At 60.5% G+C, this 14,534-nt stretch carries 12 protein-coding genes; 6 read left to right on the forward strand and 6 right to left on the reverse strand.

Features of this window, described 5'->3' with window-relative positions:
* Positions 1 to 130 precede the first annotated feature (130 nt).
* On the reverse strand, positions 131 to 409 hold the full coding sequence (rpsT, locus tag B3E91_RS08140; protein ID WP_090226234.1) for a 30S ribosomal protein S20: 279 nt from the start codon (positions 407 to 409) through the stop codon (positions 131 to 133).
* Positions 410 to 483: 74 nt separating this feature from the next.
* The gene (locus tag B3E91_RS08145; protein WP_273230201.1) at positions 484 to 678 is read right to left on the reverse strand and encodes a hypothetical protein; all 195 of its coding nucleotides are present in this window, start codon (positions 676 to 678) and stop codon (positions 484 to 486) included.
* 15 nt (positions 679 to 693) lie between these two features.
* Between B3E91_RS08145 and murJ the strand changes: the two genes are divergently transcribed.
* From murJ to ispH, 6 genes are all read left to right on the forward strand, one after another.
* Positions 694 to 2,232 carry a murein biosynthesis integral membrane protein MurJ gene (murJ, locus tag B3E91_RS08150; RefSeq protein WP_287029002.1) on the forward strand — a complete coding sequence of 513 codons (1,539 nt, stop codon included), beginning with the start codon at positions 694 to 696 and terminating at the stop codon, positions 2,230 to 2,232.
* 105 nt (positions 2,233 to 2,337) lie between these two features.
* Entirely contained in the window at positions 2,338 to 3,276 is a 939-nt protein-coding gene (ribF, locus tag B3E91_RS08155) for a bifunctional riboflavin kinase/FAD synthetase (RefSeq protein WP_287029003.1), read from the forward strand.
* Between the two features lie 90 nt (positions 3,277 to 3,366).
* Entirely contained in the window at positions 3,367 to 6,201 is a 2,835-nt protein-coding gene (ileS, locus tag B3E91_RS08160; RefSeq protein ID WP_287029004.1) for an isoleucine--tRNA ligase, read from the forward strand.
* Between the two features lie 68 nt (positions 6,202 to 6,269).
* Positions 6,270 to 6,773, forward strand: a complete 504-nt coding sequence (gene lspA / locus B3E91_RS08165) for a signal peptidase II (protein WP_273230210.1) — start codon at positions 6,270 to 6,272, stop codon at positions 6,771 to 6,773.
* Positions 6,766 to 7,203 (forward strand): FKBP-type peptidyl-prolyl cis-trans isomerase, encoded by a 438-nt coding sequence (locus tag B3E91_RS08170; RefSeq protein ID WP_273230212.1) that lies wholly within the window; start codon positions 6,766 to 6,768, stop codon positions 7,201 to 7,203. Before lspA ends, B3E91_RS08170 begins: the two co-directional genes overlap by 8 nt.
* A 107-nt stretch (positions 7,204 to 7,310) precedes the next feature.
* Positions 7,311 to 8,255 (forward strand): 4-hydroxy-3-methylbut-2-enyl diphosphate reductase, encoded by a 945-nt coding sequence (gene ispH / locus B3E91_RS08175; RefSeq protein WP_287029006.1) that lies wholly within the window; start codon positions 7,311 to 7,313, stop codon positions 8,253 to 8,255.
* A 21-nt stretch (positions 8,256 to 8,276) separates the two neighbouring features.
* Here ispH and B3E91_RS08180 read toward each other — a convergent pair whose 3' ends face one another.
* From B3E91_RS08180 to B3E91_RS08195, 4 genes are read right to left on the reverse strand one after another with little or no spacing between them, the layout of a single operon-like run.
* Positions 8,277 to 8,735 (reverse strand): type IV pilin protein, encoded by a 459-nt coding sequence (locus B3E91_RS08180; protein ID WP_287029008.1) that lies wholly within the window; start codon positions 8,733 to 8,735, stop codon positions 8,277 to 8,279.
* 15 nt (positions 8,736 to 8,750) lie between these two features.
* A complete protein-coding gene (locus B3E91_RS08185; RefSeq protein ID WP_287029010.1) occupies positions 8,751 to 13,160 on the reverse strand; it encodes a pilus assembly protein in 4,410 nt (1,469 codons plus the stop codon).
* Positions 13,161 to 13,175: 15 nt separating this feature from the next.
* Entirely contained in the window at positions 13,176 to 13,754 is a 579-nt protein-coding gene (locus B3E91_RS08190) for a pilus assembly PilX family protein (protein WP_287029011.1), read from the reverse strand.
* Complete coding sequence (locus B3E91_RS08195) at positions 13,751 to 14,530, reverse strand: PilW family protein (RefSeq protein ID WP_287029014.1); 780 nt, start codon at positions 14,528 to 14,530, stop codon at positions 13,751 to 13,753. Before B3E91_RS08195 ends, B3E91_RS08190 begins: the two co-directional genes overlap by 4 nt.
* Positions 14,531 to 14,534 lie beyond the last annotated feature (4 nt).

Below are 14,534 nucleotides of genomic sequence, written 5' to 3' on the forward strand. Positions count from 1 at the left end.
GTTTCTCGGGATGCATTGATCGACAGGGTGCTCGCTCAGGCCCAGCGCCTGTCTTCGCTCTGCTCGCAAGGGCTATGTGCGCGGTCATAAAAAAACCGGCCAGTGGCCGGTTTTTTCAAGAACATCACGCTCAGGCTGCAGCGGCTTCGCCGAGTGCCTTGATGTGAGCGTTCAGGCGGCTCTTGTGACGAGCAGCCTTGTTCTTGTGGATGATGCCTTTGTCGGCCATGCGGTCGATTACCGGTACAGCCAAGGTGTAGGCAGCCTGGGATTTTTCCAGGTCTTTGGCGTCGAGCGCCTTGACTACGTTCTTGATGTAGGTGCGAACCATGGAGCGCAGGCTGGCATTGTGGCTGCGACGCTTCTCAGCCTGTTTTGCGCGTTTTTTGGCGGAAGGGCTGTTGGCCACCGTCGAACTCCTCGAAACTTTGGGGGGATGCAAACAAATAAGGCCGCGAATCTTGCCGCCGCCGGGGTCGCTTGTCAAGCCTGTTCGATGCCCGTCTCGACTTCGGCGACGAGCGTCGCCTGTCGGTCGTGCCTTTGTCTGGAGATCGGCGCACTGGCGATGCGTGGGCACGCTAACGGGTGCTTTATTTCCAGGCCAGCCCTAAACTCGGCGGCTTCTTTCGGCGCGGCGTCGCGAGTTTCGCGCTGCGCAGCGCGGTCGAACTGCATGGCTATCCATACCCTATGAATCTACTCAAATCCCTGGCTGCGGTGAGTTCGCTGACCATGGTGTCCCGTGTGCTGGGCTTCGTGCGCGACACCATCATGGCGAGGATCTTCGGTGCGGGCGTCGCTACCGACGCCTTCGTCGTCGCCTTCAAGCTGCCCAACCTGCTGCGGCGCATCTTCGCCGAGGGCGCGTTCTCCCAGGCGTTCGTGCCGATCCTCGCGGAGTACAAGAGCCAGCGCGGCGATGAGGCGGCACGCACCTTCGTGGCCTACGTGTCCGGCCTTCTCACGCTGGTGCTGGCGCTGGTGACGGCGCTCGGCGTGCTCGCCGCGCCCTGGGTGGTGTGGATCAGCGCGCCAGGGTTCGCCGACGATGTGCAGCGCTTCGAGCTGACCAGCTCGCTGCTGCGGGTGACCTTTCCCTACATCCTGCTGATCTCGCTGTCGTCGCTGGCCGGAGCGATCCTCAATACCTGGAATCGCTTCGCCGTACCGGCCTTCGTGCCGACGCTGCTCAACCTGAGCATGATCTTCTTCGCCGTGTTCCTCACGCCGTACTTCGATCCGCCGGTCATGGCGCTCGGCTGGGCGGTGCTTGCCGGCGGCCTGTTGCAGCTGCTCTACCAACTGCCGCACCTGAGGAAGATCGGCATGCTGGTGCTGCCGCGGCTGAACCTTCGCGACAGTGGCGTGTGGCGGGTGATGCGGCAGATGGGGCCGGCGATCCTCGGGGTGTCCGTGGCGCAGGTCTCGCTGATCATCAATACGGCATTCGCCTCTTTCCTGCCGACCGGGTCGGTGTCCTGGATGTACTACGCCGATCGCCTGATGGAGCTGCCCACCGGGGTGCTCGGCGTGGCGCTGGGTACCATCCTGCTCCCTGCACTTTCCAAGACCCATGCGCTGGGCGACCGCGGCGAGTATTCGCGGCTGCTCGACTGGGGCCTGCGCCTGTGTCTGTTGCTGGCGCTGCCGTGCGCGCTGGCGCTGGCGATCATCGCCGAGCCGCTGACCGCCTCGTTGTTCCAGTACGGCGCATTCAGCGCCCACGACGCCGCGATGACCCAGCGCGCACTGATCGCTTATTCGATAGGACTGGTCGGCCTCATCCTGATCAAGATTCTTGCGCCGGGCTTCTACGCGCGGCAGAACATCCGCACGCCGGTGCGCATAGCCATCTTCATTCTGGTCGTCACGCAATTGATGAACCTGGCGTTCGTCGTCCCGTTGCGGCATGCCGGGCTGGCCCTGGCCATCAGCCTGGGTGCCTGCCTGAACGCCGGCTTGCTGTATTGGCAGATGCGCAAGCAGCGGATGTTCGACCTGCAGCCGGGCTGGATGCCGTTCCTGGTCAAGCTGGTGGTGGCGGTGGGGGTGATGTGCGGGGTGTTGCTTGCGGGCATCCAGCTGCTGCCTGGCTGGGACCAGGGTGACATGCTGGTGCGCTTGCTGCGCCTCGGCGGACTGGTCGCCGCCGGGGTGCTGGCCTATTTCGGTAGCCTGGCGCTGCTCGGCTTCCGTCTGCATCACTTCGCGCGCCGCTCGCTGCACTGAAGCGTTGTCGCCCTGGGTGGCGAGCCGGCCGAATGCCGCCGCTGCGCCTGTCACCCGGCGCCCGCTGTGCGTATAATCGGCCACTTTGTGAGCAAGATGCGCGCTATGCAGCTGGTTCGAGGCCTACACAATCTGCGGCCCCAACATCGGGGTTGCGTCGCCACGATCGGGAATTTCGACGGTGTCCACCGCGGCCATCAGGCCATCCTGATGCGTTTGCGTGAGCGCGCCGCGGAATTGTCGCTGCCTAGCTGCGTAGTGATTTTCGAGCCGCAGCCGCGTGAGTTCTTCACCCCGAATACGGCGCCGCCGCGTCTGGCCCGCCTGCGTGACAAGCTCGAGCTGTTCGCCGCGGAAGGCGTGGACCGCGTCCTGTGCCTGGCCTTCAACCCGCGCTTGCGCGAGCTGAGCGCCGAGGCGTTCGTCCGCCAGGTGCTGATCGACGGGCTCGGCGTGCGCCATCTGGAGGTCGGCGACGATTTCCGTTTCGGCTGCGATCGCGCCGGCGACTTCGCGTTTCTCCAGCGTGCCGGCGCGGCGGCCGGTTTCACCGTGGAGGCGGCGACCACCATCGAGGTGGACGGCCTGCGGGTCAGCAGCACGCGGGTTCGCGAGGCGCTGGCCGAGGGCGACTTCCCGCAGGCCCAGCGCCTGCTCGGTCGCCATTACGTCATCGACGGCCGCGTGCTGCACGGGCAGAAGCTAGCCCGGCAGTTGGGCTGGCCGACGGCGAACGTTCAGCTCAAGCGCGTGCGGGCGCCGTTTTCCGGGGTTTATCTTGTCAGCGCCTATGTGGACGGGCGCAAATGGCCGGGCGTGGCCAACATCGGTACGCGGCCCAGCGTCGACGGCGACGGCCGCGCGCACCTGGAGGTGCACCTGTTGAACTTCGCCGGCGACCTCTACGGCAAGCGCATGCGCGTGGCCTTCCACCACAAGCTGCGCAACGAGCGCAGGTTCGCCTCGCTGGACGAACTCAAGACGGCGATCGCCGCCGATGTCGCCGCCGCCCAGGTTTACTGGCTGGGCGCGCCGCTGCAGTGAGCGCGCTGGCATCCGCAATACACACGATCAGCAGCACCGGCGGGGCCGCGGCCCCGCGCAAGCAAAACTGAATTTGAACAGGCCGATGACATGACCGATTACAAAGCGACGCTGAACCTGCCGGAAACGGCATTCCCGATGAAGGCCGGTTTGCCGCAGCGCGAACCCCAGATCCTGCAGCGCTGGGACGAGATCGGCCTGTACCAGAAGCTGCGCCAGATCGGCGCCGGGCGTCCTAAGTTCGTGCTTCACGACGGCCCGCCGTACGCCAACGGCAGCATCCATATCGGTCACGCGCTGAACAAGATCCTCAAGGACATCATCACCCGCTCCAAGACCCTGAGCGGCTTCGACGCCCCCTACGTGCCGGGCTGGGACTGCCATGGCCTGCCGATCGAGCACAAGGTCGAGACCACCTTCGGCAAGAACCAGCCGGCCGACCTCACCCGCGAGCGTTGCCGTGCCTATGCCACCGAGCAGGTCGCCGAACAGAAGGCCGGCTTCATCCGCCTCGGCGTGCTGGGTGAGTGGGACAACCCGTACCTGACCATGAACTTCGCCAACGAAGCCGGCGAGATCCGCGCGCTGGCCGAGATGGTCGGCAACGGCTTCGTGTTCAAGGGCCTGAAGCCGGTCAACTTCTGCTTCGATTGCGGCTCGGCGCTGGCCGAGGCCGAAGTGGAATATCAGGACAAGAAGTCCGATGCCATCGACGTGGCCTTCCCGATCGAGGACGCCGACAAGCTGGCCGCCGCATTCGGCCTGGAGCGCCTGTCGAAGCCGACCAGCATCGTCATCTGGACCACCACGCCCTGGACCATTCCGGCCAACCAGGCGCTCAACGTGCACCCCGAATTCACCTATGCGCTGGTGGATGTCGGTGATCGTCTGCTGCTGCTCGCCGAAGAACTGGTCGAAAGCTGCCTGCAGCGCTATGGCCTGCAGGGTGAGGTCGTCGCCACGGCTCCGGGTGCCGCGCTGGAGCTGATCCGCTTCCGCCATCCGTTCTACGAGCGGCTGTCGCCGTTGTACCTGGCCGATTATGTCGAACTGGGCGCCGGCACCGGGGTGGTTCACTCGGCGCCCGCCTATGGCGAGGACGACTTCTACAGTTGCAAGCGCTACGGCATGAGCAACGACGAGATCCTCAATCCGGTGCAGAGCAACGGCGTGTACGTCGACTCGCTGCCGTTCTTCGGCGGCCAGTTCATCTGGAAGGCCAACCCGGCGGTCGTCGCCAAGCTCGAGGAAGTCGGCGCGCTGCTCCGGCACGACGTGATCAACCACAGCTACATGCACTGCTGGCGGCACAAGACGCCGCTGATCTACCGCGCCACGGCGCAGTGGTTCGTCGGCATGGACAAGCAGCCGAACCAGGGCGCTACGCTGCGCGAGCGTTCCCTGGCAGCCATCGAGCAAACCAAATTCGTCCCGGCCTGGGGCCAGGCGCGCCTGCACAGCATGATCGCCGGCCGTCCTGACTGGTGCATCTCGCGCCAGCGCAACTGGGGCGTGCCGATCCCGTTCTTCACCCACAAGGAGAGCGGCGAGCTGCACCCGCGCACCGTCGAACTGATGGAAGAAGTCGCCAGGCGCGTCGAGCAGGAAGGCATCGAGGCCTGGTTCAAGCTCGACGCCGCCGAGTTGCTCGGTGACGAAGCCGCCCAGTACGACAAGAGCCGCGACACCCTGGACGTGTGGTTCGACTCCGGCACCACCCACTGGCACGTGCTGCGCGGCTCGCATGCCGACCTGGCGCACCGCGACGGTCCGGCGGCCGACCTCTACCTGGAAGGCTCCGACCAGCACCGCGGCTGGTTCCATTCCTCGCTGCTCACCGGCTGCGCCATCGACGGCCACGCGCCGTACAAGGAGCTGCTGACCCACGGCTTCACCGTCGACGAGCAGGGCCGCAAGCAATCCAAATCCCTGGGCAACGTGGTTGCGCCGCAGAAAGTCATCGACAGCCTGGGCGCCGACATCCTGCGCCTGTGGGTCTCGTCCACCGACTATTCGGGCGAGATGGCGGTGTCCGACCAGATTCTCCAGCGCAGCGCCGACGCCTACCGGCGCATCCGCAACACCGCGCGCTTCCTGCTCTCGAACCTCAATGGCTTCGACCCGCAGCAGCATCTGCTGCCGGCCGAGGACATGCTCGCGCTGGATCGCTGGGCGGTGGACCGCACACTGTTGCTGCAGCGCGAGATCGTCGAAGCCTACGACGAGTACCGTTTCTGGAACGTCTACCAGAAGGTGCACAACTTCTGCGTGCAGGAGCTGGGCGGCTTCTACCTCGACATCATCAAGGACCGCCAGTACACCACCGCGGCGGACAGCGTGGCGCGGCGCTCCTGCCAGACCGCGATGTACCACATCGCCGAAGCCCTGGTGCGCTGGATCGCGCCGATCCTGTCCTTCACCGCCGACGAGATCTGGCAGTACCTGCCGGGCGAGCGCAACGAGTCGGTGATGCTCAACACCTGGTACGAGGGCCTTGCCGAATTGCCGCTGGGCTTCGACCTGGACCGTGCCTTCTGGGAGCAGGTCATGGCCGTGAAGGTCGCGGTCAACAAGGAGCTGGAAAACCAGCGCAATGCCAAGACGATTGGCGGCAACCTACAGGCGGACATCGTGCTGTTCGGTGAAGGGGCGCTGGTCGAGGTGCTGAACAAGCTGGGCGAGGACCTGCGCTTCGTGCTGATCACCTCGCGCGTCGAGGTGCAGCCGCTGGAGCAGGCGCCGGCCGATGCGGTGCAGAGCGAATTGCCGGGCCTCAAGCTGCTGGTGCGTAAGTCGACCTTCGAGAAATGCCCGCGCTGCTGGCACTTCCGCGACGACATCGGCGTCGACCCGGCGCATCCTGACATCTGTGGACGTTGCGCAAGCAATGCGTTCGGTTCGGGTGAGGTCCGGCACTTCGCCTGATCGAACATCGTCCGATAGACGGGGCGCGCCCGCGTGCCCCAGGCCCCTTGGTTGCATCTGGAGACTGTATGACGTCCCGCTTCGGCAAACTTCCCTGGCTATGGATCAGCGTGCTGGTGTTCGTTCTGGACCAGGCGACGAAGTTCTACTTCGAGGGAACCCTGCGGCTGTATCAGCAGATCGTGGTGATCCCTGACTATTTCAGCTGGACCCTGGCCTACAACACCGGCGCCGCGTTCAGTTTCCTCGCCGACGAGTCCGGCTGGCAGCGCTGGCTGTTCGCGCTGATCGCGGTCGGCGTCAGCGCCGTGCTGGTGGTCTGGATGAAACGCCTGAAGAGCGACGAAACCTGGCTGGCGATCGCGCTCGCGCTAGTGCTGGGCGGCGCGCTGGGCAACCTGCTCGATCGCATGCTGCTCGGCCACGTGGTCGACTTCATCCTGGTGCACTGGCAGAACCGTTGGTACTTCCCGGCCTTCAATCTCGCCGATAGCGGGATCACCGTAGGCGCCCTCATGCTGGCGCTGGACATGTTCAAGACCAAGAAGTCTGGAGAAACCGTACATGACTGAGCAGCGTATCGGCTCGGACACCCGCGTCACCCTACATTTCGCCCTCAAGCTGGCGAGCGGCGATGTGGTGGACACGACCTTCGACAAGCAGCCCGCCACCTTCAGCGTCGGCGACGGCAACCTGTTGCCGGGATTCGAGCAGGCGCTCTATGGCCTCAAGGCGGGCGACAAGCGCAGCCTGACCGTGGAGCCCGAGCATGGCTTCGGCCAGCCCAACGTGCAGAACGTGCAGGTCATGCCGCGCGGGCAGTTCGAGGGCATGGAGCTGTCCGAGGGGCTGCTGGTGATTTTCAACGATGCCGCCAATACCGAACTGCCGGGCGTGGTCAAAGCGTTCGACGACAAGCAGGTGACCGTCGATTTCAACCACCCCCTGGCCGGCAAGCAGCTGACCTTCGATGTCGAGATCATCGACGTCGTCGCCCTGTAACACCTTTACGAGACGGTGGGGCGATCGCCCCGCCGCAGCCCCTTTGAACCCAGGGGGAGCAGAGGCAGTTAAACTGCCCGTCCAAGCCCCGTGCGCCGAGATTCGTCATGCTCATCAAACTCGCCAATCCCCGTGGCTTCTGCGCCGGTGTCGACCGCGCCATCGAGATCGTCAATCGTGCCCTCGAGGTGTTCGGTCCGCCGATCTACGTGCGCCATGAAGTCGTGCACAACAAGTTCGTGGTGGAGGATCTGCGTTCGCGCGGGGCGATCTTCGTCGACGAGCTGGATCAGGTGCCGGACAACGTCATCGTCATCTTCAGCGCCCATGGCGTATCCCAGGCGGTGCGCCAGGAAGCCGAAAGACGCGGCCTGAAGGTGTTCGATGCGACCTGCCCGCTGGTGACCAAGGTGCATCTTGAGGTCGCCCGCTACAGCCGCGACGGCCGCGAGTGCATCCTCATCGGCCACGCCGGTCACCCGGAAGTGGAGGGCACCATGGGCCAGTACGACACCGCCAACGGCGGCTCGATCTACCTGGTGGAAGACGAGGAGGACGTCGCCTCCCTGACCGTGCGCGATCCCGAGTCGCTGGCGTTCGTCACCCAGACCACGTTGTCGATGGATGACACCAGCCGGGTGATCGACGCCCTGCGGACGAAGTTTCCCGCCATCGGCGGTCCGCGCAAGGACGACATCTGCTACGCCACCCAGAACCGCCAGGATGCGGTCAAGCAGCTCGCTGCCGACTGCGACCTGGTGCTGGTGGTGGGTAGCCCCAACAGCTCCAACTCCAACCGCCTGCGCGAGTTGGCAGAACGCATGAGCACTCCGGCCTATCTCATCGATGGTGCCGAAGACATGAAGCGCGAGTGGTTCGAAGGTTGCCAGAAGATCGGCATCACCGCCGGCGCCTCGGCCCCGGAAGTACTTGTGCGCGGGGTAATCGAACAACTCCACGCCTGGGGCGCCAGCGGCGCCGAGGAGTTGCTCGGCAGGCCGGAAAACATCACGTTCTCCATGCCGAAGGAGTTGCGGGTAAAGGCGATCTGACCGCTTTACCCGCTCCGCAAATCACTTCCAGCAGTCGTTGACGCTAGCCCCCGAAACGCTGACACCGCGGGTGCCGATTGCATTCAGGGTGAGGTTCCCGCATTTGGTGTCGGCGGTCTGGGAGCCCTGAGGGGTGGCGGTCAAGGTGTAACCGCCGTCGTTGTTGACCTTGCCCACGCTGAGTTGGTATTTGCCAGTGGACGACAGGGCCGATGAGGTTGCGTTGTTGCCAGTTCCACTGGTGGTGGTGTTTGGAAGATTCAACTTTCCAAGTTCTCCAGAGGCACTGACATAAGTATTGTTCTGCGCGAAATAGCGCTCCTCCCGCGCAGCAGCTTCGTTCAGTAGCGCCTGCCCCTCGGTGCGGTTGCTGCGCAGTACATATTGCTGGTAACTCGGATAGGCAATGGACGCCAAAATACCGATAACTACTACGGTAGTCATCAGTTCAATCAGGGTGAAGCCGCTTTCGCGCTTCATTGTCTTTTCTCCATGTCAAAGTTCATCGTTCGATGGCATCAGACGCCAGAGTTGTCTACCACTGGTTGCGCTGCCCGAAGTGATACCCTTGGTCTTCCCGTCCGTACTGTATTGCAGGCCTCCACTGATAGCCGATCCACCGGCAGGGGAGCTGTAACCCGAAACTACCGCCCCGTTTAGGCTGTCACTGGCATTGATCACTCCATCGCCATTCATGTCGAACAGGTTGAAGGCGGTGCGTCCACCTGTGTAGGGGTTAATGCCATAAGTGAAGCCTTTAAGATCGGCTTCGCAGGCGTTGTTGTCTGGCTGAATCGTGGAAAAGATCAGGCCTTGACCGTACAGGGTCATGGGGTTGATCAAGCGCTCCCCTGCGGAGGCATCCCCCGTTTTAAGATCGATATACCAGCCCCATTTACTGACATCCGTATCTGCGGTGCCTGCTGCCCCCTCTGCGTACCATTTGAAAGGCTCTTGGCTCAAGAGTCGCACCACTGTACTAGTGCCATTTATCGTCATATCAGATTCGCTGATGGTCTGCTCCTGCAGACTATCGCGCGCCTTGTCGCTGGTCGCACTGCTGTTCGCACTTTCACCCGCAGTTTGCCGGTCCCAGATCGAGTAGAGGGTTTGAGTCTGGAACGGGCTGGTCTTGTCTGCGAGGTTTACATAACGGCCAGTTCCCACGGTCACCAGATATCCTACGTTGGTAGGGTGGCGAACTAATGTCGGGGCGGCGGTGATAGGTTGGCGGGCGCCATCGGCGTCTTTCGCTATGTACAGCGGGTTGCCGCCAAACGACACACGGAACTGTTCCTTAATCGTATTACAGTTCGACGAGCATTTACCGAAGATGGTGCTGTTACTTCGGTCGTAAAGGTCGAAACGCCAAACATTACCGAGCATGTCGCCCGCGTAGACGTAGTCCACTACTCCATCCGAGTTGAAATCGGCGGTGCGGATGTTAGAGAGGCCGTTGCTCGAACCTGTGGTGTCCGTGTAGTTATCTGTGGCGGACGTTTGTGCTTCGAGTTTTGCCAGTCTCGTGCCCGTTTGGATATCAAGTGCGAACAGTACGGCCTTGCCTGAGCCACTGTTGTACCCATTAGGGATAAGTGCCGCCCATTGTCCGCTGTGCAGTCTAGCCACTACGGGTTTCGGCAAGCTATAACCCATGTCACTATCGGTGTCGCTGGTGAATTCCCATAGAAGGGACGGCGATGAAGGGTTGGTAACGTCCAGTGCAAAAACGCCTCTTCCGCCGCCGGCGAGGCTTCCGACCAGAACGGTATGCCAATCATCACCGTAATACACGTCGGTGACGCTGATTGAACCGTCAACGTAGTACTGGTGTTGCCCACCGCTAGCGCCATAGTTGGCGGCGGTAAGCAGGTTCAGGTTTGCTATGACTGGGGTTGGAATGAATGCGAAGATTTCGGCGCCCGTGGTGGCATTGAAAGCATGCAGCATTCCATCGTTGGCACCGACATAAACCACAGGGGTTCGGGTGCTGGCGCCGCTTTTGAACGTGGTGTACTTGGCGATTGTTCCATCCAGAGCGCCCGCTCGATAGGCGAGATATTGGGCGCCTTTCACCAATATGGGCGAGGAATTGATGATGTCGCCCAGTAGCGATGTCCTGCTTCTGAATGTGGAGCAGCCGCTCTGGCCAGAGCAGCTACCTCTGACGAAATCCACGCGGGCCTGCCCGTAGTTGTCGCTTGTGCTCGAGCTAGGAGTGGCTTTATTAAGCGCCGCTTGTAAGTTTTGGCCGCCGAATGACTTGTTCGCCAGATTGCCCCACGCGAAGTTAGTTAACGCCGTTCCCGCCGCGTCAGCCATCTTGATCGAGCGTGAGTCGGGTGCGGGAATATGCTCGCTAGCTTTCCATAACGTTGTTGATGTTGTGGTTCCTTGGGATGTTACCAGCTTCTGTTTGATTACATCCCCCGTCCACTTATCGGTCTTGAAGTCCGTGCGATATATGAATGCGGAACCGTCAGCGGTGGTGGTAGCCCCTGTGACTGAAGGCGTGCTCACGGAAAAGTTGTTTTGAAGAATTTTATTGAAAGCGCTGCGTAATTGTTCCTTCAGAGTGGATGCGTTGGTTACCAGAAAGTAGTTATCCGGGTCACCGGATATGGTGGTGGTATCTCGACCGGAAATCCCGTATTTCGCGGCATACCACAGAGGATTGTTTAGTACCGTCGCTGCGGCTGAGGTACTTGGGCTAAATGTCTGGGTGCTTGCGCTTTTGGTTGCTGTCGGAGTGCCGTTAATCCAGGGGAGCTGGGCGCAGGCTGAGGGCATGTTGGCTTCGTTGGTGTAGTCGCAGTATCCGGCGTTCTGGTCTGGAGGCACGTTCAGAAAATACTTCAGATTCTGCTGTTTATCCTGAACCACCAGGTAGGTTCCATCCCTGTTGGTGCCAGAGATTACGTATCCCAGGTTCTGGTTACTGCCAGTGGATTGCGCAGTCGGTTTGACCGTGACGGTGATGGTCCCGTTGGCGTTCACGACAATTGCGTAACTTACGATGACGTCACTGTCGAAGTCGTTGCCTTGCTCATCTGCTTCGTAATTGACGCGGAAAACGGCGCCTGTCGCTGAGTACTGTTCTACATAAAGATCGACGATTGGGTCGGTCGGCTGATAGGCGCTCTTGGATCTATTAGTGCTCGACCCATTGATCGTCTTGGCGAATGGAACAAGAGAGATTTTTCTGCCGCCGACCGTGAACTCGAACTTTGGAAGTGGAGAGGCGAGCGCAACGACGTAGGTATCGGTCTTCTGATCGCCAGTGAGCGATGTATTCAGGTCGGTAGTGGCCCCGAATCGGGCAACCGATGCCGAGTAGTAGCTTCCCTGCTTGCTGGGCTCTTCCGGAGCCAGGCCGCGCAAGTTGGAAAGACTCGTCACCGTTTTCACCGTGGGGGCATAGTCTTCGTTAGCGCCAACCGCGCCGATGAATTTGGGGCCGGGGATAGAGGGCTCGGTCGCGGTAATTGCGTTTGCCTGAGCAGCAACGTCGAGTCCACTCAGGTCGCTGGTGAATGAGGTGGAAAAGGCGCTTCCAGGCAATTGGTCCGAATCATAGGAAACGTTGACGTTGCTCATCACCAGCATATTAGGTTTAGCGCACCAGTTTGCCCTGGCGCTACTGTCGGAGGCGTAAGGGTTGTCCCAAGTCGCTTCACTCAAACCTACGGCGTTGTCGTGGCTACCGCTGGTGCTGAATGCCGTCGTTGCAGTACCCTTCCCGGCAAAGTAGCGCAGTGTCTCGTACATCATCTCGCCGATCGGATTCCCCCAGTCGACATAGCCTCCTTCTTCCATCGGCCCGGTGCGAAAACTACCTCCTCGGTAGCGGCTGGATGTGCTGCCGTTGTTATAGTCCCTTATTCTCAGGGCATTGAGGGAGTTAACAATCGTTGCATTTGAAGAGAAGGTTCCGTTGCTGTTTATTTCCGAGCTGAATTGCGAAACGACTTTTCTGAGAACGCCGCCCGACATGTTCTTGTTGTAGCTGCCCGTTAGCAGTCCAAAAAGCATCGTATTGTCCGCGCCGTACTCGTGCAGTAGGCCTACAGGCTTGTACCGGCCTGCGTAGCCCTGGCAGTCGGTGGCATGGTAGGTGTCGGTGCATACCGCAACTCGCACCGTATAGTCCGTCCGAGTACCTCCTCCATAGGTGCTGTTGTTAAGCACCGGGCTCTCTGAAGATGCCCAGTCCCATACCCGTGTAGTGGTACTCGCACTGGCGACGACTGAGAGAAAAGGGGGTAGATTGCTGCAGGTGTTGAGGGTTGAGCAGTTGGTGCCGGCAGCCATGGTCACGTTGCCGAAGAATAGGCGTTTCCCTCCCGTCGGCGCAGAGATGGGTGCGTAGTCATGAATGTCGTAGCCGTCCACCGCGGTGCTGGTGTACTCCTTGGCCCATGAGTGCCCATCCTGTGGTATGTACGCGCGACGCAGAATGGTTTCTGTTGCAGTATCTACTTCGCGGTAACCGCCATACAGTACCTTCCGCAGTGCATCAACACGGCTAGTGGTTATGTAGTTCAGCCAGTTCCCCGACCAACTTCCCGTGCATCTGTAAAGAGTGGCTGCCGTGGTGGTTCCAGAGGGGGTGAACTTGTCGCTATTCGTCTTTCCCCCGGAGTGTGTATAACAGAGCTTGGAGTCGAACAGTCCGTAATACTCGATGCTTGGCTTAAATCTCAGGTCGAGCGTCCCATCTCCATCAATGTCACTGGCGTCGTTATAGGCCTCAAAAAAAAGAGAGTGGTCCTTTCCAAGTACAAGCATGCTCAGCGGTGGAACCGATTCGCTGACAAACAGCGGGTTCTGCGAAATGCTGATGTTGGCTGTGGCAACTCCACTAACGGCTAGCAGCCCAAGCAGGAATTTGAATCTACGAAACATGATTGTCTCCGACTGCTAGTTGTAAATGGCGGCGACGACGGAGCGTACGCACAAGGCGTCGGCGCCGCAGCTCTTACTCGCGCCAGAGCCCTGAAAGGATTGAGCATTCACCTCGTAGTAGTTAACGCAGTTGTTGCCGCTCAAATAATCTTCCGCCTGGGTACATGTCGTCTGTATGTTTCCTACGCTTGTAGCATCGCGTACGTACCAGCGCGCAGTTCTATCGAGTGTCGTACCGCCGTCCAGCCCGCTATAGGTGAAGTATCCTTTACCCGTGCTTGTGGTGAAGAAGGTTTTATAGCCGTCCGCCGTGTTGGGCACGATCTCCTGGATGCATAGCGTGGTGGGTGTTGTCGAAGTGCAGACCTCCGGTGCGACATTGACGTTTGCCAGGCGCCGTTCGGACTCGCGTTGTGCCGATTCAGCTGCGGTTCGGAGGCGTTTCTCTTCCATCAGGTTCCCGGTAATGCGCGACTCCATAGTTACTTCACGCATACTGGTCACGGCTAGAAGCGTAATGATCAAGAGCATTATCAAGGCGACGAAAAGCACGGCTCCGTGTTGTCTTGCAGGCATCGGGGCGAAGCGCTTCATGGCATTAGATTCCTGAGGGTCATGCTGTTGTTGACGAGTTGATAGAGCTTGTCATCCGGCACCGTACAGTTGGCGCTAGCGTCGCCGAGCTTTATCCAGTCGCAATACGCTTGGCTGTTCATGTTCTGGCGAAGATTGTTCTGGCTTGCCAGCAATACGTAGTATCTGACGCTGCCTATGGGATTCGATCCCGGCGTTTGCGTGTAGCTGGTGACTTCCCGGGTCCCCGCGGCACCTATTCCGAAATCGAAGCGGATACCGGCGACCCCCTCTACCAGCGTCGTTCCATTGCATACGAGGTTGCCATTGCCGATCGTGATTTTCTCTACGAACGATTCAGTAGGGGTGGTATAGGGTTTGGCAATTGCGCTGGCGTTGGCGCTGCTTATGCCGGTTCCCGCACAGTCCAGCTCGCTAGCCGTGCGTGGTTGATAACGTATACAGATGGTGCTGCTGTCTACCCGGGATATCGCCTGCCCGGCCGAGAAAGCGCACGTTTCCGATCCGGTACTTGCAGTGAAATCCCCTGCTGGGAAGGCCTGCTCGAGGGTGACATCAGGCCGACGTCGGTAACCGGCTTTGGAGAGTTGCCGATCCAACAGCATCAGGGTGAATCTTCCATTCTCCTGGTTGGTTGACTGACCTTGCTGATAGAGATAGTTGCTTTTGTTGTCGATGTAGATCTGCGTCACGCCAAGTATCAGAAAGCTACTGATCGCCAACGCCACCATAAGCTCGACGAGCGATAACCCAAATTGTTCGTGCCGAAAGTTCATAGAT

The sequence above is a fragment of the Pseudomonas sp. UBA6310 genome, assembly GCF_002438225.1.
In the GTDB taxonomy this organism is placed as follows: domain Bacteria; phylum Pseudomonadota; class Gammaproteobacteria; order Pseudomonadales; family Pseudomonadaceae; genus Pseudomonas_O; species Pseudomonas_O kuykendallii.

Excerpts from the sequence above, each read along its gene's own strand:
- B3E91_RS08145 (WP_273230201.1), bottom strand. The coding sequence starts at position 678 with ATGCAGTTCGACCGCGCTGCGCAGCGCGAAACTCGCGACGCCGCGCCG.
- murJ (WP_287029002.1), top strand. The coding sequence starts at position 694 with ATGAATCTACTCAAATCCCTGGCTGCGGTGAGTTCGCTGACCATGGTG.
- ribF (WP_287029003.1), top strand. The coding sequence starts at position 2,338 with ATGCAGCTGGTTCGAGGCCTACACAATCTGCGGCCCCAACATCGGGGT.
- ileS (WP_287029004.1), top strand. The coding sequence starts at position 3,367 with ATGACCGATTACAAAGCGACGCTGAACCTGCCGGAAACGGCATTCCCG.
- lspA (WP_273230210.1), top strand. The coding sequence starts at position 6,270 with ATGACGTCCCGCTTCGGCAAACTTCCCTGGCTATGGATCAGCGTGCTG.
- B3E91_RS08170 (WP_273230212.1), top strand. The coding sequence starts at position 6,766 with ATGACTGAGCAGCGTATCGGCTCGGACACCCGCGTCACCCTACATTTC.
- ispH (WP_287029006.1), top strand. The coding sequence starts at position 7,311 with ATGCTCATCAAACTCGCCAATCCCCGTGGCTTCTGCGCCGGTGTCGAC.
- B3E91_RS08180 (WP_287029008.1), bottom strand. The coding sequence starts at position 8,735 with ATGAAGCGCGAAAGCGGCTTCACCCTGATTGAACTGATGACTACCGTA.
- B3E91_RS08185 (WP_287029010.1), bottom strand. The coding sequence starts at position 13,160 with ATGTTTCGTAGATTCAAATTCCTGCTTGGGCTGCTAGCCGTTAGTGGA.
- B3E91_RS08190 (WP_287029011.1), bottom strand. The coding sequence starts at position 13,754 with ATGAAGCGCTTCGCCCCGATGCCTGCAAGACAACACGGAGCCGTGCTT.
- B3E91_RS08195 (WP_287029014.1), bottom strand. The coding sequence starts at position 14,530 with ATGAACTTTCGGCACGAACAATTTGGGTTATCGCTCGTCGAGCTTATG.